The sequence below is a fragment of the Vibrio sp. 10N.222.51.C5 genome (genome assembly GCF_041474575.1).
Lineage (GTDB): Bacteria > Pseudomonadota > Gammaproteobacteria > Enterobacterales > Vibrionaceae > Vibrio > Vibrio crassostreae_C.
In genome coordinates this window covers 1-19,160 of sequence record NZ_JBFRUJ010000023.1, presented here as the reverse complement: position 1 = coordinate 19,160, position 19,160 = coordinate 1, and the positions used below count along the sequence as shown (strand labels likewise).

General features: G+C 43.1%; 19 protein-coding genes. 6 read left to right on the top strand and 13 right to left on the bottom strand.

Going from position 1 to position 19,160, the window contains the following annotated elements; all coding sequences use genetic code 11:
- The first annotated feature begins 53 nt into the window (after positions 1 to 53).
- A complete protein-coding gene (locus AB4558_RS08635; protein WP_372158633.1) occupies positions 54 to 1,115 on the top strand; it encodes an MBL fold metallo-hydrolase in 1,062 nt (353 codons plus the stop codon).
- Between the two features lie 111 nt (positions 1,116 to 1,226).
- Here the strand turns inward: AB4558_RS08635 and AB4558_RS08630 are convergent, their stop codons facing one another.
- Positions 1,227 to 1,652, bottom strand: coding sequence for a MarR family winged helix-turn-helix transcriptional regulator (locus AB4558_RS08630; RefSeq protein ID WP_017060573.1), 426 nt, complete (start codon positions 1,650 to 1,652; stop codon positions 1,227 to 1,229).
- Between the two features lie 97 nt (positions 1,653 to 1,749).
- On the opposite strand from AB4558_RS08630, the gene AB4558_RS08625 reads away from it, so the two are divergent.
- The 4 genes from AB4558_RS08625 (at position 1,750) to AB4558_RS08610 (ending at position 5,100) form a co-directional block, all read left to right on the top strand.
- A complete protein-coding gene (locus tag AB4558_RS08625; RefSeq protein ID WP_017081271.1) occupies positions 1,750 to 2,241 on the top strand; it encodes a DUF2798 domain-containing protein in 492 nt (163 codons plus the stop codon).
- Between the two features lie 34 nt (positions 2,242 to 2,275).
- Positions 2,276 to 2,581: a DUF3861 domain-containing protein gene (locus AB4558_RS08620; RefSeq protein ID WP_102398606.1), complete on the top strand. Its 306-nt coding sequence runs from the start codon at positions 2,276 to 2,278 to the stop codon at positions 2,579 to 2,581.
- Positions 2,582 to 2,787: 206 nt separating this feature from the next.
- Entirely contained in the window at positions 2,788 to 3,552 is a 765-nt protein-coding gene (locus AB4558_RS08615; RefSeq protein WP_017069213.1) for a hydratase, read from the top strand.
- A gap of 189 nt (positions 3,553 to 3,741) precedes the next feature.
- On the top strand, positions 3,742 to 5,100 hold the full coding sequence (locus AB4558_RS08610) for a Na+/H+ antiporter NhaC family protein (protein ID WP_372158630.1): 1,359 nt from the start codon (positions 3,742 to 3,744) through the stop codon (positions 5,098 to 5,100).
- A gap of 201 nt (positions 5,101 to 5,301) precedes the next feature.
- On the opposite strand, the gene AB4558_RS08605 is transcribed toward AB4558_RS08610, so the two are convergent.
- From AB4558_RS08605 to AB4558_RS08585, 5 genes are all read right to left on the bottom strand, one after another.
- On the bottom strand, positions 5,302 to 6,462 hold the full coding sequence (locus AB4558_RS08605; RefSeq protein ID WP_102428768.1) for a multidrug effflux MFS transporter: 1,161 nt from the start codon (positions 6,460 to 6,462) through the stop codon (positions 5,302 to 5,304).
- 209 nt (positions 6,463 to 6,671) lie between these two features.
- A complete protein-coding gene (locus AB4558_RS08600; RefSeq protein ID WP_240698176.1) occupies positions 6,672 to 8,165 on the bottom strand; it encodes a methyl-accepting chemotaxis protein in 1,494 nt (497 codons plus the stop codon).
- Positions 8,155 to 9,012 carry an ABC transporter substrate-binding protein gene (locus AB4558_RS08595; RefSeq protein ID WP_102394170.1) on the bottom strand — a complete coding sequence of 286 codons (858 nt, stop codon included), beginning with the start codon at positions 9,010 to 9,012 and terminating at the stop codon, positions 8,155 to 8,157. Before AB4558_RS08595 ends, AB4558_RS08600 begins: the two co-directional genes overlap by 11 nt.
- A 221-nt stretch (positions 9,013 to 9,233) precedes the next feature.
- Positions 9,234 to 9,614: a hypothetical protein gene (locus AB4558_RS08590; protein ID WP_017064884.1), complete on the bottom strand. Its 381-nt coding sequence runs from the start codon at positions 9,612 to 9,614 to the stop codon at positions 9,234 to 9,236.
- Positions 9,615 to 9,769: 155 nt separating this feature from the next.
- On the bottom strand, positions 9,770 to 11,482 hold the full coding sequence (locus AB4558_RS08585) for a pseudouridine synthase (RefSeq protein WP_372127757.1): 1,713 nt from the start codon (positions 11,480 to 11,482) through the stop codon (positions 9,770 to 9,772).
- Positions 11,483 to 11,761: 279 nt separating this feature from the next.
- On the opposite strand from AB4558_RS08585, the gene AB4558_RS08580 reads away from it, so the two are divergent.
- Entirely contained in the window at positions 11,762 to 12,214 is a 453-nt protein-coding gene (locus tag AB4558_RS08580; RefSeq protein ID WP_017060581.1) for an NUDIX pyrophosphatase, read from the top strand.
- A gap of 17 nt (positions 12,215 to 12,231) precedes the next feature.
- On the opposite strand, the gene AB4558_RS08575 is transcribed toward AB4558_RS08580, so the two are convergent.
- The 7 genes from AB4558_RS08575 to AB4558_RS08545 form a co-directional block, all read right to left on the bottom strand.
- Positions 12,232 to 12,669 (bottom strand): bifunctional diaminohydroxyphosphoribosylaminopyrimidine deaminase/5-amino-6-(5-phosphoribosylamino)uracil reductase RibD, encoded by a 438-nt coding sequence (locus AB4558_RS08575; protein ID WP_372158626.1) that lies wholly within the window; start codon positions 12,667 to 12,669, stop codon positions 12,232 to 12,234.
- Positions 12,670 to 12,824: 155 nt separating this feature from the next.
- On the bottom strand, positions 12,825 to 13,379 hold the full coding sequence (locus AB4558_RS08570) for a nucleotidyltransferase family protein (protein WP_108207690.1): 555 nt from the start codon (positions 13,377 to 13,379) through the stop codon (positions 12,825 to 12,827).
- Positions 13,379 to 13,666 (bottom strand): putative quinol monooxygenase, encoded by a 288-nt coding sequence (locus AB4558_RS08565; protein WP_017060584.1) that lies wholly within the window; start codon positions 13,664 to 13,666, stop codon positions 13,379 to 13,381. Before AB4558_RS08565 ends, AB4558_RS08570 begins: the two co-directional genes overlap by 1 nt.
- A 954-nt stretch (positions 13,667 to 14,620) precedes the next feature.
- The gene (locus AB4558_RS08560) at positions 14,621 to 15,478 is read right to left on the bottom strand and encodes a hypothetical protein (RefSeq protein WP_017060585.1); all 858 of its coding nucleotides are present in this window, start codon (positions 15,476 to 15,478) and stop codon (positions 14,621 to 14,623) included.
- Complete coding sequence (locus AB4558_RS08555) at positions 15,478 to 16,332, bottom strand: ABC transporter ATP-binding protein (RefSeq protein WP_017060586.1); 855 nt, start codon at positions 16,330 to 16,332, stop codon at positions 15,478 to 15,480. The genes AB4558_RS08560 and AB4558_RS08555 overlap by 1 nt, the downstream gene beginning before the upstream one ends.
- A complete protein-coding gene (locus AB4558_RS08550; RefSeq protein ID WP_017060587.1) occupies positions 16,329 to 16,700 on the bottom strand; it encodes a GntR family transcriptional regulator in 372 nt (123 codons plus the stop codon). Before AB4558_RS08550 ends, AB4558_RS08555 begins: the two co-directional genes overlap by 4 nt.
- A 223-nt stretch (positions 16,701 to 16,923) precedes the next feature.
- Complete coding sequence (locus AB4558_RS08545; RefSeq protein WP_372158623.1) at positions 16,924 to 18,669, bottom strand: EAL domain-containing protein; 1,746 nt, start codon at positions 18,667 to 18,669, stop codon at positions 16,924 to 16,926.
- Positions 18,670 to 19,160: the final 491 nt, after the last annotated feature.

Sequence of the window (19,160 nt, the reverse complement as noted above, 5' to 3'; positions counted from 1 at the left end):
CTAGTCGGTGTAGTTTATGTGTTGGGTCTATCCCAACGGTTAAAGAGATACCAATGAAAAAATATCTATTACCGATTTTAGGAGTACTTGCCGTGGTCGCTATCGTAAGCACAGGTTCACAATCAAACGACAATCTAGATAAGCTTCCAAAGAAGTTTGCTAACAGTGAGTTGGAATACAAATCGGGTATGTCTGATATTTTTTCAATCTTGAAAGCGTATGTAACCGTGGAAAGAAATGAGCCAGTGCCACGTGCTGCATTGCCTTTGATTCCGATGACAGCCGAGCAATTGATCGAAGAGACAGAAGACGTTGCGTACCGCTTAGGTCACTCAAGTGTGATGATGAAGCTAGATGGCAAGCTAGTGATGACTGACCCTGTGTTCAGTGATCGAGCATCACCAGTGCAATGGATGGGACCAAAGCGTTTTCATCCGACACCAATCACACTGCAAGACCTACCCGATATTGATGTGGTGGTGATCAGCCATGATCACTACGACCATTTAGACAAAGGTGCCGTGAAGGTATTAGCCGACAAAGTAGGGACGTTCTTAGTGCCATTAAGAGTGGGCGCACTGTTGGAAAAGTGGGGCGTGGATAAAGAGAAGATCATCGAATTGAACTGGTGGGAATCGGCAACGGCCTCAGACATTGAGTTCACGTTGACACCGACACAGCATTTCTCTGGTCGTGGCTTGCTTGATCGTGACCAAACACTTTGGGGCAGTTGGGTTATTAACGCTTCAGACAAGAAAGTCTTCTTTAGCGGTGATTCTGGTTACTTCAATGGCTTTAAAGAGATTGGCGACCGTTTTGGGCCGTTTGATTTAACCATGGTTGAAACGGGTGCGTATAACTCACTTTGGGCGGATATTCATATGTTCCCAGAACAGAGTGTTCAGGCACACATTGATCTGCAAGGTAAGGTGATGATGCCAATCCACAACAGTACCTTCGACCTTTCTATGCATGATTGGCAAGACCCAATGGAACAAGCACTGGCGATAAGCAAAGAGCGAGATGTACAAATGGTAAGCCCGGTGATGGGTGAACGTTTGGTGATCTCAGAGCCTGTACCTGTTCAGGCATGGTGGAAACTAGCATCGAATTAGAGCTGTCATCCAAATAGACATAGCTAAACCACTAAGCTGTACAACCCAACTTATACACGAAACGCCACCGATCTTACGATTCGGTGGCGTTTTTTCGTTTTATTTTTAAGATCAGCTTTCTAAGTTCTGCGCCATTTTCTTCGCAATTTTTCTGAATTGTTCTAACTCGTCTTCGGCCATGCCTTTGGTCATTCTCTTCAGCATGTCTCGATCGATATCCGAGACCTTACTCATGATCTCTTGACCCTTATCAGTCAGAACCAATAACTGGCTGCGCTTGTCTTCCGGGTTCGGAGACTTCTTCACAAGTTCCTGATTGATCAAGGCATTAATGAGCCGAGTGACCTGTGCTTTATCACGATCTAGGAAGTGTGCGATATCGATAGCGGTACATGGAGACTTCTTAGTAATGATCTTCATGACACGAATGTTCATAGGTGCGATCTCTGAGTCTAAGCTCTCAATCTGTTCGCTCATTTGACGTTTCAAAGAGTGCACTAGACGAAAGATTGATTCTAGCGATGTGTTATCAGACATAAACTATCCTTAGAAATATAGTTGACATTATCAACTACTGTATTTATAGTTGACATTATCAACTTAATTGTTCGTAAATTCAAGACAGGAAATAGATATGACGATTCAAGCAACTCTAACGCCAACTCTTCCTGAGCAAAAAGGCACACCGGTTTTATACAAAGTTTTGGTCATGATGAGCTTAATGCTGACGATTGGCGGCAGTTTAACGGCTGTGATGACTTACATGAATGTCGGATTCGGCGAGGAATTTATTGGCAACTGGCTTTCTTCGTTAGCCCTTGTTGTCGTGATCATGATGCCAATGGGCACGGTGATGATGGCTTTAGTCACCAAAGCCGTTGCTAGAGTGTTCACAACTTATAGCGAGAAAGTTCGCAACCTGATCGTAGGACTGATCATGGCATTCATAATGGAGTCCATGATGGCATTTGTAACAGCGGCAAATAACATTGGATTTTCGGATACATCGGCGTTTACCAGTGGATGGTTTAATGGATTTATTGCCGCACTTCCCATTGGCCTTGCGATCATGGTCGTGATGTCGATGACGGTTAAACCTAAGCTCGAACGATTCATGAAGAGCTAACCAAAACACTTTTTAAGCATTTTAGGAGATCCACATGAAAGCATTCACAGGCAAACACAATAACTACCGTATCACTATCGAAGAAGTGAATATCAAAGAAGATCGTGAACTGCAAACCATGCAGTTTGAAATTGAAGATAGAGAAAATATGTTCGCGATTGTTGAGAAGATCAAACAAGACAGCGGCTTAGACGAGCAATCAGCAGCGCGACTAGGAGTGAGTATTCGCTTACTCGGCCCATTGATGATGCAAGATAGAAAGCATCCTCTGTTTGTTAATTTTATGCCTCACTTCAGAGACTTCATGCAAAACCTTAAGAAGACCTTGAAAGGGCAGTAAAGCCTAATCATCAGTAACACATCGAAAAGCCAGTAACGAACTTACTGGCTTTTGTTGTCTTTAAATCAAAATAATTTCAGTTGTTTGCGTCTAGAATATGCGAAAATTGATGGCTGAATTTTCGGTGTAGCACCGTTGTTGAATTGTCTATTCAAGCTTTAAGAAATCCGATATTATACTGGTCATAAAACTAAAGGTGATATTATATGACAAATGTATTTAAGCAAGCAGCTGAAGAACTGTTGAGTCGTCGCGTTGCTGGCACCAAAGCACCAAGATTGGACGAACAGTACCGTCCGAATAACTTGGAAGATGCGCTAAAGATCCAATCTTCAATGATCGATTTGAAAAGCGATAAAGTCGGCGGTTGGAAGTGCTTACTTCCTCTGGCTGAAGACAAGTTTGTTGTTGCGCCAATCTTCTCGGGCAGCGTTCAACAAGGCGAAGTTTGTGAACTGTTTGCAGACAACGATGTAGTGCGTGTTGAGCCTGAAATTGCATTTACTCTTGCTAAGAGTCTGCCTGCAAACCAAGAAGGCTACAGCGAAGAGCAAATCAACGAAGCGATTGGTTCTTGTCACATGGCACTTGAGTTAATGCAGTCTCGTTTTGCGGATGACAGCGGCGCTGAGTTCTATGAAAAACTGGCCGATGGCCTAGTAAACCAAGGTCTATTCATTGGCCCTGAGATTGATCGCGAAAAAGCGTTCACTTCTGCAGAGATCAGTATTGAAGTGACTCAAGGCGAGCAAGTTCAAGCATTCGACGGTAAGCACCCGAATACACTGCCACCAAGCCCAATTTACTGGCTGATTAACTACATGACGCGTCGTGGTGTCGATTTCCAAGCGGGTGAAGCTATTATCACGGGCTCTTACTGCGGTATCGTGGAAATGGAATTCGATAAACCAACGACCTTCCACTACGAAGGCATTGGTGAATACCAAGTAACGTTCAAGCAGAAACGCTAACTTCTAGCGGCGCACTATCTGTTATCGAAAGGCTGTTTACTGATGAGTAAATAGCCTTTTTTATTACGTGATGTTCAATAGGGTTCTTATTACTTTGCATTAAATTAGGCGTTTAGACGTCTAGACGTTGACAAGTTCTAAGTGTGACATTAGTCTGCTCACCTTCCTGTTCTATTGTGTTGTCGTTCCATGTCCAATTCAAAAAATTCTAACGCGGTAATTGCCCCTTCTGCAGTGGCGCTTATCCCTCTGATCGTTTTCCTTGCGCTGTTTATTGGCGTGGGTACATACCTGTCGCTACAAGGCGTCGATTTTGCTTTCTATCAACTTCCAGCTCCGATTGCGGCTCTTCCTGCCGTGATGTTAGCGCTGCTATTGAGCAAAGATAAATTGAACCGTGCGATCGAGCAGTTCTTGGGTGGTGTGGGTCACAAAGACATTATTGCAATGTGTATGATCTACCTATTGGCGGGTGCTTTTGCTGCTGTGGCTAAAGCTTCTGGTGGCGTGGACGCGACGGTAAACCTTGGTCTATCTGCTATCCCAACGAGCATGATCCTGCCGGGCATCTTCCTTATTTCGGCGTTCATTGCGACCGCAATGGGCACATCTATGGGTACTATCGCTGCGGTTGCTCCTGTTGCACTCGGCATTGCTGACTCAGCTGGTATGAGTATTCCTCTAACCGCTGGCGTAGTGCTAAGTGGCGCTATGTTTGGTGATAACCTTTCAATCATCTCTGATACCACGATTGCCGCGACTCGCTCGCAAGGCTGTGAGATGAGAGATAAGTTTAAAGAGAACATCCGTATTGCACTTCCTGCTGCACTTATCGCGATTGTTATCTTTGCTTTCAACAGCACAGCAACTCAAGTTCCTGAAACAGGCCCAATTGAATGGCTGAAAGTCCTTCCGTACATCACTATCCTAATCCTTGCGGTATCGGGCATGAATGTGTTCGTTGTGTTGACGATTGGTATCTTGCTAGCGGGTGGAGTGAGCCTAGGTTCTATTGAGAACTACGGTATGACGGATTACGCTCAAGATATCTACGCAGGCTTTGGCAACATGCAAGAGATCTTCTTACTGTCGATGCTGATTGGTGGTTTGAGTGAGCTGATGCGTCGCCAAGGTGGATTAGCATTTCTGACTAACTTAGTGAGCGGTTTGATTCGTGCATTTGGTTCTTCTCACTCTAAGCAAGCGAATGGCCGCGCAAGTGAGCTAGGCATTGCAGGCTTGGTATCAATGGTGAACCTATGTACGGCAAACAACACCGCAGCAATCATTGTTTCTGGTAGTGTGGCTCGCCAATTAGCTGAAGAGAACGATGTATCTCCACGCCGCTCTGCAAGCTTATTGGATATCTTCTCGTGTGTGATTCAAGGCGTACTGCCTTACGGTGCTCAGGTATTGCTATTAGGCTCTGTGTTTAACCTATCGCCGCTAGAGATCGTGTCTAACTCTTACTACTGTTTCGCGCTTGCAATCGTGGCTGTAGTCGCTGTGTTTATTAAACACCCAGCGCGTAAAGTGGCTCAAGCATAGTAGTCATTGTCCAAACTGAGTGATCACTGGCTCTAATAAGAAGGCTCCTTAATAGGAGCTTTTTTGTGCGTGAAACTCATGGCTTGAAAATTCAATGTACGTCTTCAAATACAAGAAAACCGCCTATGTAGACGGTTTCTAATTTCGTTATAGCGGTTTTCAAGTTTATTGTAGTGTGAATGACAATTAGGCTTGAGAGCTTTAATTCAGCTTATTAGTCACGAACTCTTTGTTTCTGACCATTAGCCACATCAGGCCGCCTAGCGTACCGATGGATAATTGAATAAAGCCTAGGTTTTCAATCAGTGACTCTGGGCGTATTGAAACTAATACCATACCAAGCGAACCACAAATCATGCTGAAGAACTGAATCAGTGCGACGGCAGAGCCCGTGTCATGATCTTGTTGATTCAACATTAAGTTGGTGCCCGGTACTCGCATGATGATCGCCATTAATGTTGCTGGAGCAGCGATGAACATAAAGAACCAAGGGGACAGGTCGCCAATGGTTAGGGTGAAGATGCCCGCAAGCGCCAATAAAGCAAAACATCCTGAGATGACCTTTTGAACCGGCATTCGGTAGGACAACTTCATGTAGATTGTTGGACCAAATGAGGCGCACAATGCATTGAATGCGAATGCGTAACTAAACTGTTGTTCGGTCAATCCAAAGTGATCGATGTAGATATAAGAACCCGCCGCAAGAAAGCCCATCAACGCCATCGGTATGATAGAGAAAATGACCAGCAGCTTGACGAACGAGCGGTTTTTCATGACCACGCCCATTCTTCCCCATGATCGGAATATAGAACCTTGGTATTTGTTTTCGAGTGTTTCTCGGTAGCAGCAAGCTAATACTGACGCAAATGCACCAAAAATGGCGAGCGTGACAAACATCATTCGCCAAGAAGCAATTTTCAGTAGAAAGGCACCAAATACAGGCGCAACCATTGGCGCGATGATCACCAGTGACATGATAGTCGCCATGATCTTTTCACGTTCTCGGCCGTCATAAAGATCTTTGACAATGGCGGTAGCGATAACGGTGATAGCACTGCCAGCAAAGGCTTGGAATACACGAGCACTAATCAACTGTTCGATGCTATTGGTCATCGCGCACAATATGCTCGCGACCATATAGCTCGCTAATCCAATTAATAGGATCGGCTTACGACCAAATTTTTCGCTGAGCGGCCCCCAGAACAAAAGACCGATGGCGTAAGTAACGAAGTAGCTGCTCAGGGTTAGGTTGACCATTGATCGGTCAGTATTAAACACCTCGACCATCTGCGGAAGCGCAGGTAAGTAAAGGTCGATGGTCAATGGAGGGAAAGCACTTATTATGACGAGAAAAAATAGCATACCGGTCTTTCCCAGTACTGGTTGTGGTCTCTTCAAGGTGGCTCCCGTTGTCCAAAATAGGTTTTTAATTGGTGTGATAGTATCTTTAGGTTTTGTATGATTAGTTATCTCAAAGCTCTAAAATCAGCAAGGATTTGTGACCTCTAAATGTTTAACATCGAGTTGAAAGGTTCAAGCCAGCAAGTACCTATGCTGGCTTGAGGGTATACTTAGAACTTAAATTTAGCAATCTGAGTGGAGAGGACAGTAGTTTGCGTCAAGATATCATTGGATACGTTTGCCAAATCGTCATTCACGTTAACTAGTTCTTTTGCACTACTATCAAGAGACTGCATGTCATTTGCGACTTTTGAACTAACGTTTGACTGCTCTTCGCAGGCGGATGCAACAGAATCTACCATGCCATTGATGGACGTTACGGAAGAGATAATGCTCGATAGTGCTTGCTGTATTTCATCTGCGCTGGTTTTTGTTTGCTCCACTAAAGCTTTCGAGCTCTGTGTTGCAACAAATGACTCGTTTGCTTCTTTTTGTAGGCGTTCAATAATAGATTCAATTTCATTGGTTGAATCATGGGTTTTAGACGCTAATGAGCGCACTTCATCCGCAACAACCGCAAAACCACGGCCAGACTCACCGGCCCGTGCCGCTTCAATAGCTGCATTCAATGCCAATAAATTAGTTTGTTCCGCAATCGCTTTGATGACTACAATCACTCGACCTATATCATCACTGCTTACTTTTAGTGAATTCGCACATTCCGCTGCACTTTCCAGACTTACGACCAAGTCATCAATATTACGTTCATTGATATCGATTGTGTGACCACTTTGCTGACAAAGCTCGAGTGCATCATTTGATTGATACAGCGTATTTTCCGTATGAACAGCAATTTCTTTGGTTGCTAAATCAAATTGCTCAATGCTGTGCAAACTTTCTTGAGTTAACAAAGATTGTCGTTGGCTTTGTTGGTTCATTTCATCACGTAGTTGCGATATACCGTGGCCACTCTTATCCAACAGTTTGGTCGTGTTCGATGTTTCGAGAATGATAGATTGAATAGTAGCAACGAATTGGTTGAATGCTTTCGCAAGTGATGTGACTTCATCATTGCCTACTTCCGCAACACGTGAAGTGAGGTCTCCTCCACCAGAAGCAATTTCATTCATTGAATCAGCCATGTTTTTGATGGGCCTGACGACTTTTCTATCGAGGACTATGGAAATCAGAATCAGGCTAGCAATAAATATGCAAAGCAAAATACTAATCGCAAGTTGCATAGAGTTCATTAAATTAGCATTCGTCACATCATGGTTAAAACCAACATTAACTTTACCGATAGGCAATGAATCCCATGAAATAGCCATCGATGAGGATTCATCAATGTCACGTGGATTAACACTACCTAATATGTTGTTATTTTGATCGAGCACTTGAATGTTTGCGATTACGTCATTATTTGAATACGCTTCAATGATATTAAGTATCAGTGTCTTATCGTATGCATAAACAGGTTCTTGCAATATCACACTTAATTCAGAGGTTATACGCTGGATTTCTTGTGAAGATTTATCAGTAACGTTTGATTGGTTAATCATAAATTGGATTGGCAAAGCGATAGCAGCAACAATAAGCATCACTGCAGCGATCAGTAAAACCATTTTTTTTGTTATTTGGTTCATAAAAATGTACTCAGTTGGCAAGCGGATCAAAGAAATATTTTTCTGGGATAGAGCGGGTGTCTTCGGTCAGATATGGATTTTCAAGATCGATAATAGTTCGCTCTGAAAGGTTGGCCCGTGAGAGCGCCATTCTTACTTCGGAGTCTTCGAAAAAGAGTTTCTCATAGGTGCCATCAGCGAAAATTTCTTCAACCACTTCTGTGATGTGTTGCTGAAGTTTTGTGTTTTCTTTTTGGACAAAGAGCATATATGGCATGCGATAGCGGAGCATGACATGACTATCAACAGCTAAAGGTAGTTCTGGGTATGATTGCATTTCTGCAAATGGTTCCATGACACCACGAGCAAATAAGTGGCACCGATTACCAGCAAGCATCATCTCAAAAATATTTGGATATTTAAGCGATTTAGCGGTTTTTATACCATTGGCATCAAGAATGAATGTGTCTGGCCATGTTTTCCCTGAACAAACTTTAAAGCGCGTGAAATCCGCTTTAGATCTTACGTTTGCGAGTAATTGTTTATCTTTTTCATGAATTAATCCGATTCGCATACCAAGCATTCCTCGATATATAGGGAACAATATTGGAGCAAAGCGTTTTTCCATGTCGAGACTGGTCGCTGACCAATAAAGGTCAATCTCTCCCGACTCTAAATCCGCCATAACTCTTGATTGAGCAGGTTCCCCTGTTGCTTGATAGACAAACTCGATTTCATCGAATCGGCTCGAGCGATTAACAATTTCTTGAACCAAAGTAAGGTGCAGTTTTTTGTCATTCGGTTTACCTGGCAATCTTAAAGGTTCAGCGTAAGTTATTTGGCAAGTACTAAAAATAAGTATCAAAAAAGTAAAAATGGAGCGAAACATTCTTGGTTCTATAGGCGTGTGATTAAGTGGCGGTAATATCGGTTACCGTGTGCTATTTTGATACGAAATTAACGCCACATTGTGACTTTTCTCTCGTTTTGTATGGGTAATTTAATGCAAGGTCGGATCTGAAATATAAGCATGTAAATATAGGTTTCCAGCCCAATCAGGGTAGCTTGTAATCGCCAGCGACACATTGTAATGATTATCGACTTGGCTTGTTATCTTTTCTTTGGGCGTTTTTCGACTAAACCGTTACGCTCTAAACCACGTCGAACGCTGCTGCATAGTTTACCAAAGCGGCGCAGTTCTTCGAAGTTAGGGCCTTGGCCAATGGAAATACTGTGCTCCCAATACATTAACTCGCTGTCGACCATCTCAAGTAGTTTCTTAGAGCAACCCGAGCAATTTCCTTTTGGACCACAGATAAACGTCTCTGACTCGTAAAGTGGGAGTTCGTTTTTAACTTCTTCAATTAAGTTAAGCATTGCCGAGTTTAAGTCTGGCTTTTTGGATGTAAGTGGCTTCAAGCTCGGTGCTTGAGTCGCAATTAATGGGGAAGTCAGTTTGTTAGGTTGTAAATTCAAAGCAGCTGATGACATATCAAAGGCCTCAAGGAGAGAAGAAGGTGGGCATGCTACTCTTCACAACAAAGTGAATCTTGATGTAGTGCAATAAGCGTGGATATATACCCAAAAGAGGTAGGAGCCACAAGCGGTTGTGACTCCTTATCAAAGCTCGGTACTAATGAGAGATTTTAGAATTCGGCGTCGAACTGGAATTCCATCCACTCTTTGGTGACTGGGTGGTGCAGCGCAAGTCTTTCTGCGTGTAAGTGCAATCGGTCGGCTTTATTGCCATACAAGCCGTCACCGACGATAGGCATGTTAAGGCCTTCTTGGTGTGAACAGTGAACACGCAACTGGTGTGTACGCCCTGTTTTAGGATGCAGGTAAACCTTAGTGGTTTGCCCGTTTCGCTCAATCACTTCCCATTTGGTTTCTGCTGGCTTGCCGTGTTCGAAGCAGACAATTTGACGAGGGCGGTCATACAAATCACCACGCAATGGCAGTCGAACATAGCCTTCATTTTCTGTTAGAACGCCTTCAATCATTGCCACGTAACGCTTTTCGACTTCACGAGTAATGAACTGCTTCTGTAAGCTCTTGTTCGCACGTCGTGTGAGAGCGAAGATTAGAATGCCAGAGGTCGCCATGTCTAAGCGATGAATCACAAATGGGCCTTCAACATCGGGATGCATTTCTTGAACACGTGTGTAGGCGGAATCTTTGATGGTTTTACCCGGCACAGATAGAAAACCTGCTGGCTTGTGTACTACCACGATGTGCTCATCTTGGAACAGAATATCCAGCTCTTTGCCTTCTGCTGGGTTCTCTAGCAATGGGTTTGGATCGACTTCTAGGCCTTTCATCATATGGCCTAAAATCGGCACACATTTACTCTGACAAGAAGCGTAGTATTTCTTGTGCTTGCGGATTTCCGACTTTGGAGAGCGGCCCCACCAAAATTCAGCCAATGCCAGTGGCGTGTAACCATGTAAGTACGCGTATTGCAGCAATTTAGGCGCAGCGCATTCACCAGAGCCAGCTGGTGGTATCTTGTTTGGCGTGTTTTCAAAGATTTGGTTAAGGTCTTCAACGTTTCCTTCCGCATTTTGGAAAGCGTATTGTGAAAACAACTTGTGTTGAAGCTGATGAGAAATGTGTGCTCTTTGCTCTTTTAGCTCAGCCAGTTGAGTGTTGAACACATCAACTTTAGCTTGCAACACTTGCAGGGTCTGTTCCCAGTTAAGTTTTAGGTACTTCTGCTGGTTCTTGTCGGCAACACTGGCTTTGTTTAGCTCATTATTTAGCTGTTCGAAAGCTTGCTCATCAAGGTTTTCTTTACCTTGTTCACGTTGTTCTTTACGCGTTTTTCGGCCTTCAATAATCAATAGACGTTGAGCTTCAATCTCTTGCTCGGCTTGCGCTTTTTGCTGTGCCAGTTGCTCGCACAATTCAAGGTATTCAGTATTTGCTTGCAGCGCTTTAAACTCAGCGTTGACAGCCATCATGTCGGCTGTGTCTTGATGGAAAAAGCTGTCGCTGCTGAGCATGTCGAACACGGGCGGTACAAAGTGAGGCAGTAGGTTTTGGTCTGCGATTTTTCCAGAGAAAGCAGAGAAGTAACCCAATTCACCTTCTGGGCTTTTCACCAATAACACACCAAACATTTTTCCGCGACCAGCGTCAGAATCTAGCCCGAAGTCATGCTGCCAGTCGGTTTGAGTTTCTAGATATTGTTGAAGCTGATGAGAGGCGATTTCACACAGTGCGTGTGGTTCATAATAGAACGGGAAGGTGAAACGCTCAGGCAACGAATATGACTCGATCGGCTGTTGAAAACGAGTGAAGCAATGCTCAGGTGTGTGGCTGTTTTCTGAGTCGTGCGTTGGTTTTGATGAGTGCATAGTCGTATTAATACTTATATCGTGGTGATAAATGGTTGTGAGTCTACTGTGTATGTTCAGAGACGTTAAACACAGTACAAGGCGGCGATTCTACTCTTTATCGAAAAGCGCCTCAAATAAGAAATAGTTCTATTACTGGATAGCCAAGCGACGAGCCTATGAGTTATGGCTTGAACGCCATTAATTGATGAGTAACTTCTCGTTTTTAATCATAGAAGACAATTTGACAAACCAAGGGTGGTAGCCTTGCCGCCCTCTTATTAAAACTAAGGTAACGTTATGATTCCACTCAATACTTCGATTGTTTCCGGTGTCGCTATTTCAGAGAGCGACGGACAAATGAAAATGCTATTAATGAAGCGTGTTAAAGGTGAGTTTTGGTGTCACGTCGCAGGCTCGATTGAAGCGGGTGAAACAGGCTGGCAGGCTATCGTGCGCGAGTTTGAAGAAGAGACCCAAATTAAAGTGGAAGCTTTGTATAACGCGCAGTTTCTGGAGCAGTTTTATGAGGCGCACGTGAATGTGATTCAGCTAATCCCTGTGTTTGCGGTGCTATGCCCACCCAACCAAGCGATTGAACTGAATGACGAACACACCGAGTACCGCTGGTGTAATTTAGAAGAAGCAAAAGCGTTAGCGCCGTTCCCCAACCAACATGCCGTCTACGATCATATTTGGTCGTATTTTGTCGATAAGCCAGTCAATCCGCTTTATCGAGTGAAATTGAACTAATACTGGCTGTTTAAGATCTAGGACTTACCAAGGTAAGGGGCTAAAAAGGTGCTCACTTGCGCTTGGCATAACCCCACATCTACCTTCACACCGTGCGATTCAAGGATGGCAACTCCACGACCATTATTACGAGGGTCTGGGTCTAGCATCGCCACGACTACGTGTTTTACACCTGCTTTAACCAATGTATTGGCGCAAGCGGGTGTTCTGCCGACAAACGAACATGGCTCTAAAGTTACGTAAGCGGTAACCCCCTCCATTGTTCCGTCCGTTTTGTCGTTATAACTATTCAGTGCTTCAACCTCGGCGTGGTTTCCGCCGACTTTTTGCGTGTATCCAACAGACACCACCTTATCGTCTTTCACCAAAACACACCCTACTGGCGGGTTTGGTTGGCAATCAGGTAAGGCTTGGCGCGAAGCTTCGAGTGCTTGCAGCATGTATTGTTGGTTCATGGTCGTTACTCAGTATGACGAGAGAGCGTAGCAGCTAGTCGCCACGCGTGGTTGATGAGTTGGTTAATTACTAACTTAATAAGCTAATAAGTGGGGCATGTTCGATCTGATTGGACTTTTAGTCAATGGTTTTAGCGTTTGAATTCGACTGCTAGTTAACTGTGACTCATCGTTAACTTGGGCCACTGGGTTAGCCAACCTTTGGATTGCACTCTTTGATCAAAGATATCTCGGCTACGCTTTGGATTGGGTGTGATTTGCAAATCAAACAAACTCTCTAAGCCAAAGGCAGAAATACACTCGATGTTTCCATGGAGGCTTTGTTTCACGGCGACGGCGGTTTCTTTCTCTGGCCAATAACTCATCGCATCCAATGAGCCTTGGTAAGGTTCATCCCCATTTCTAGTGTGCATGTAGGCTTGATTGCGAACTTGCCAATTCAGTTCGGGTAACCGTTGTTTAAGCTGAGCCTCGTATCTAAGATCCGATTCGTAAGAGGTATCAATGGGATCAAAGTAGATCACATCAATATCATTGAATGGAGTCGGGGAGGCATAACCATGCTGGTGATCCCAAACGAGGTTTCTCACAAAGCCCGCAGCGACATAACACTGCGGCAAATCCAACTGAGCGACACAGTCTAAAACCTTCATTCGTAAGGGATCTTGTTTGATCAACGTGACGATGCGTTTGGCTAGCGGATGTATCATTATGATGTCGGAACATCAGTGACTTGGTAATGACGTGTCACGTTCTGGGAGATTTCACCCCATTCAGAGGCTTTTACTCGCTGTTGGTGCATTTCGAATGCTTCTCGGCTAGTGAATTCTTCATACACTTCAAAGCGATTAGGTTGAAGCGTGCTTTGACTGACTCGAAACACAATACAACCAGGTTCTTCTAGTGTCAGTTCTTTGTGCACAACCAAGGCATGTGTCACTGCTTCTAGGTCGTTGTCTGGCACTAGAATATGCCCTTGCAGAATTACTTTACTCATAATTACGTCCATTTAATTACGTCTATTTAATTTGGTCCATTACGGCTTTTTTCTATCAAAAGCTCTATCCGTTACAAACATAATCCCATTTTGATGTTGTAACGTATAGGCTAATGTGGCGATTATTAGTTCACATTGAATGTATTTTTTTAGTTACACCGTAACTTTAAAGGTGATGTAATCAACAAATGATAAGACACTGGAACTAAATCAGCGTTGGTCCGGTCTATTAAATTAGTATCATTGAACTGTATTGATACTGAAATGAATTTGTCATCTGAGAGAACTAACCTTAATTTTGAACAGCGGCTCATAGGATTGAATTGAGCCATAGTTGATATCTAGGTCATACTTTGATGTAAATGGTACTAAAAACTCTATATATTTTGTGATTTGTATCATTGAACTGGGCATCAAACACCGTTAGATTCGAATGGTTGGCAATAAAAATAGCTCATGAAGAGCAGTTAAAGAAAAGGAAATATCCCTTATGAAAAAAATGAGAAGAGCACAGCTTCATCGCGTTCGTATCCAATACTGGAAAGACACGTCAAAAGAAGCATCAAAGAAATAAGCTTTAATCGTAGAGCTTTAAAAGCTGAAAAGCTTAATCAAATGTAAAACGCAACAAACTGATTTCATTAGCACTCTCAAGGACCTTCATCTGGTCGGCGACTAACGAAATCATCCCCAAAGAGCTGGCAGGCATTAACAACAATGCAATTCAATGTCAGCTCATTATACCTCCGCTTAGATTCTCTTGTTGCTTCACTCTGTTACTCCTAACTAAAACCCCTTTGCACCTTTGCACCTTTGTTCTTGTTACCCATATCTGTATTCGCAAAGTCGTGATCAAAAAAAGCTTCCGATTTCTCAGAAGCTTTGATTTAGATTTTGATATCTGGTGTGGTTACCTGCTCGGGAGAGATAACACCAACGTCAGGAGCGAATGCGTTAACGTTGGAACAGCGTCTTTAAGCTCACATCGTCCGTTCTATTTAGCTTTAGGCTCAGTAGATAGCCACCAACACCGATCAGTGCGTAAATACCTAAAGATAAAATCGGCGCTTCTGCAATCGCACTTAATGGGTTGCTTGCTATTAGTACATTCATTGGTAATGACGCGATGAGAGATAGGAAGTCATTGATGCCATAGAACCCAAACACTGCGACAGAGAGGAACTTAATCGCATAGCTTGAGATGAAAATGACAAGCAATGGAGAGTTTACCAGCTGCGAAATCGCTAGAGTGACGGTTGCCAGTGGCAATAAAACCAGTGCAACTAACATCATTCGTCCAAAAAACACGACCCAGTTGCTCAGCACATAAAACAGAGATTGTTGTTCAACCAATAGCGCCAGTTGTTGTTCACTTGAGACGTTCAATATCCAGAATAGAAAATCTGCGAACAGTACTAACAATGCACAGATAGCCGGAATCACCACTAAACCGAAGCCGAGTTTCACACCGTGAGTCATTGCGTTAGATACCGGCATACTTCTCCAAAACATCGAACTGCCTTCTTGGCGCTCTTTACGCAGCGTTTTAGGGATGTAAAGCGTTGATAGGATCAGTGAAATAAGGCCCGCGCCAAAGTAGATCACTGAGTTGAGGTCTTGTGCGAACTCTCTGTGGATGTCGCTCACGTCACCGTTCACTTGCATTTCGAAGAAAAACTCATGCTGCGCTGCACCATTGAAGAACAGACTAACGAACAGTAAGAAACCACATAACGCGACAAACAGCGGCAATCGAGTGTTAATTTTGTGCTCGATGAGTTCTTTTTCTAGCATGTAAAAACTTGGATGCATTATGCCTTCTCCGTCTGTGTTGCAAGGAATAGATCTGCGAGACCAACGTTATAGATGTTACCCAGTGATTCAACCTGCGCTTTGTATTGACCTTCCAATAACCACTTAGTGGTGCCCAGGCCTGATTGCGAGGTCAGTGGGTTGAGTTTCTGTATCTCGCTTGAATGGTTATTTGCGACTTCGATAATGAAATAGTCATTTTCGATGTCTTCCATGCTCTTTTGCAGCACACAATGGCCTTGTTTTAAAATCAGAACATCCGTTAATAAATGTTCAATCTCTGAAACCTCATGGCTTGCAATGATCATGGCGCGTTCGCCGTCGTGGAACCACTCAAGTAGATGGCGATAAAAAGTATCGCGGTACAGTAAATCTAGGCCAAGTGTAGGCTCATCTAAGATCAACACTTGGGTGTCAGTCGCGATGATGATCGCAAGGTGAAGTTGTACCTTCATTCCCTTAGAAAGCTGCTTGATAGTCGAAGAGAGCTTGATGTTGGTGCTGCTTAGCGTCTGTTCTGCTTTTTGCTTGTTGAAGCTAGGGTGTACACCTTGGGTGTATCTAAGCAGTTGCTTAACGGTCATCCACTCGGGTAACACGTTAACATCTGAGATGTACGACAAGTGCAGCATGAGTTCTGCATGCTGGTGGATAGGGTGGTAGCCATTAACCTCTATCTCACCTTGATAGCTGTGTCCACCAAGCAGTGATTTGATCAGTGTCGATTTCCCTGCGCCATTATGGCCCAGCAATCCAAGCACTTGCCCCGGTTTTAACTCAAAGCTGATGTTCTCGACACCCACTTGATTTGAATAGGTTTTGGTTACGTTTTTCACGGAAAGTAACGTACTCATGACTTGTCCTTTATATGTTGTGCTAGCTGTTTCACGAGTTCTTCGACACTCATATCAATGATGCTTAGCGTCTCAGCGATGGCTGGGATCTGTGTGTTGATGAATGATTGGTGTGCGGACTCTTTCAATTTTTGAAGTGCCCCTTCGGCCACATACATGCCTTGGCCGCGTTTTTTCTCTACCAAGCCTTCATCCACCAGTAACTGGTAGCTTTTCATGACAGTAAGGTGGTTGATCTTGAGATCGGCGGCAACCGCACGCACAGAGGGCAATGCTTGTAGCTCTAGCCAAACACCCTGAAGAATTTGGTCACTGATCTTGGCGGCAAGCTGCCTAAAGATCGGCTGGTCGTCTTTCCATTCGGTCATAATTAAAACTGCATGGTGATATACATGTGTATAACACTAACCTATTTATTCGAGTTGGCAAGGATTTTATGAAAGTGCATCGGGTATTTTTATGTTTAGATAAAGCACGTTTGGTGGGGAGGGCACTTGAAGCCTACATCCTTGTGGGCTCTCAAGCAGCTGTATAAGCGATGATTATTTGAATAGCGAATGGTTGCTGATCAAGATTTCTATTAGGCTGGGCCTATTGCTCCTTTGAGTCATTAGGCCGGCTATATAGGTAACCTTGATGTAAGTTGTAGCCTAACTGACACAAGATATATTGCTGCCTACGCGTCTCGACACCTTCATAAATCATTGTGATATTTGATAGGCGTCCAATCTCCGAGATATTAAGCAATACACCCTGATGGTGCTCCCCTGACTCGATATCTTTAACAAAGCAGCGATCCAGTTTTAGATAGGTAGGAGAGATGACATTGATGATTTCGATGTTGTTATTACCTGTACCAAAGTCATCCAGTGCGATGGTGATACCAAGCTTTTTGATATCCTTAATGTTATCGATAACCTCACACCCATAGCCAATGTTCGAATATTCAGTAATCTCGACGACAAACTCATTCGCTTCCATCGCGGTTAAATGCTCTCTGAGCCTTGCGAAGTTCGACCCTACCAAAGCACTTGGGCACACGTTGACACCATAGATCTCATGGCTGTTGTTTAACTTCGCTTTTCTGACTGTCTCGATGAGTAAGATAGTATGAAAGGTGAGTAAATTGGTGCGTCTCATGGTGTTGATGAAGCTTAAAACGCCAACGTTACGCACACGCGATAGCAACTCGTAATAGAGGACGCTGTTATCTTCGGTGTTGATGATCGGTTCTTCTTCAAAGGAGATGTGTTTCCAACGAAACAGGTAGATCACAAAGCCCAGAATATAGGAGCGATAAAGCAGGGTGGCGAGTATCAGAGAAAGCGCAATCCACAGCGCAACAATGTCGTCACTGTAGAAGGTGATGGTTGCACCCGTTGGTAGGGAGGTTTGATAGATCGATTTACTCTCTTCGCCAAGGTTTAAGATGTAGTTACCATTCTTCTGGATGGAGATAGAATCGACTAACAGAGGCAATAGCGAGTTGTTGTATCGAGCTTCGATAGAGCGCTTAGATATTCGAGCAACCATCTCAATGTCGTGCTCGGTATCTATGAAGCGGGAATAGGCAAAGTCAGCACTATCGTAGAAGTCGTCTAATTGATTGAGCTCTATCATCTTAGAACGTGTTTTAGAGATATAGCAGGAGTCATAAGGTGTGGTCATGACGACAGAATCAAGGTTGAGCGAGTGCCTTAGCGAGTGCACAGCCCCGTGGCTATCGCAACCGTAGTCCATGACTTCTGCGGCAATGTGTTTGGTGTTCTCACTGTATTCATTCGCAATCTTCGTCGTATAAAGGATTTGGGAAAAGTAGACAACGAATAGGAAAAAGGAAGAGATGGTGAACACGGTTATCAGAGCCTTAATCAGTTCTCTATGATAGGTATTGAACATCATTTTCAACATTTCTATCTGACTGGGCTTGAATTGATTGATGTCGTACTTTGGTGCGATGCAGTTTGTAGAGCTCTTATCGAGATCGATGAAGTAACCCACCTTATAAAGGTTAGAGATAAGTTCGCTATTATTATCTATCTTTGCTTTTTTACATAAGTTTCGATACTTCTTTCTTATTGAGGCGATGATGTTTTTTAGTGCATACAAACTAAACTCTTCATCAAAATGTAATTTAAAAGACTCTTCAACATCTCGTGCAGATTGAGGGTTTGATATTGACGAGTGTTCAATAAGGTATTTGAAAACAAAACTCTCTTTACTATTAAGAGTTTCCTCTGATATCTTATTACTGTCTCTTTTTATGTATATTTTTTCTTCATTGTAGATTAGTTGCAAGCTCTCATTATTGTTATTTATATTGAAAGAACAGTGCATAGCTCAACTCCTAAGCGATAGTTATTATATTTGTGTGATGGATATGTGATGGCTGGGATTTTCATTCAACACAAGAGTTCGATCTAAATAATATCACCAAAATGTCACCATTTTATCTCAAGATGTTGATACTAATCGCAGAATTTGGGCTTTAATGAAAGGTTATGGAGATGTTCACCCAAAAGTTGAATTTATAAATGAAAGCCAATGATTTACAAGGGGTAAGGGGGATTTATCCATTTGTTTTGGTATTTATCCATTTCACAGCTTCTACGCGGTAGGTTTAGCGACTGGATTTAGAGGTTTCTAATGTAGCTTCTGATGGTATTCATTCGATTTATCGATGTGTGAGATTTATCAGAATTTTTCATGATAAAATTAAATTATGTCATTTTATGTGATATTAATATAATTTATGTGGCGTATTGTTTTGGTGATTTAATTAAAGTAATAAATGATAGGATTAATTATATTTGTTGAATGATTGACTT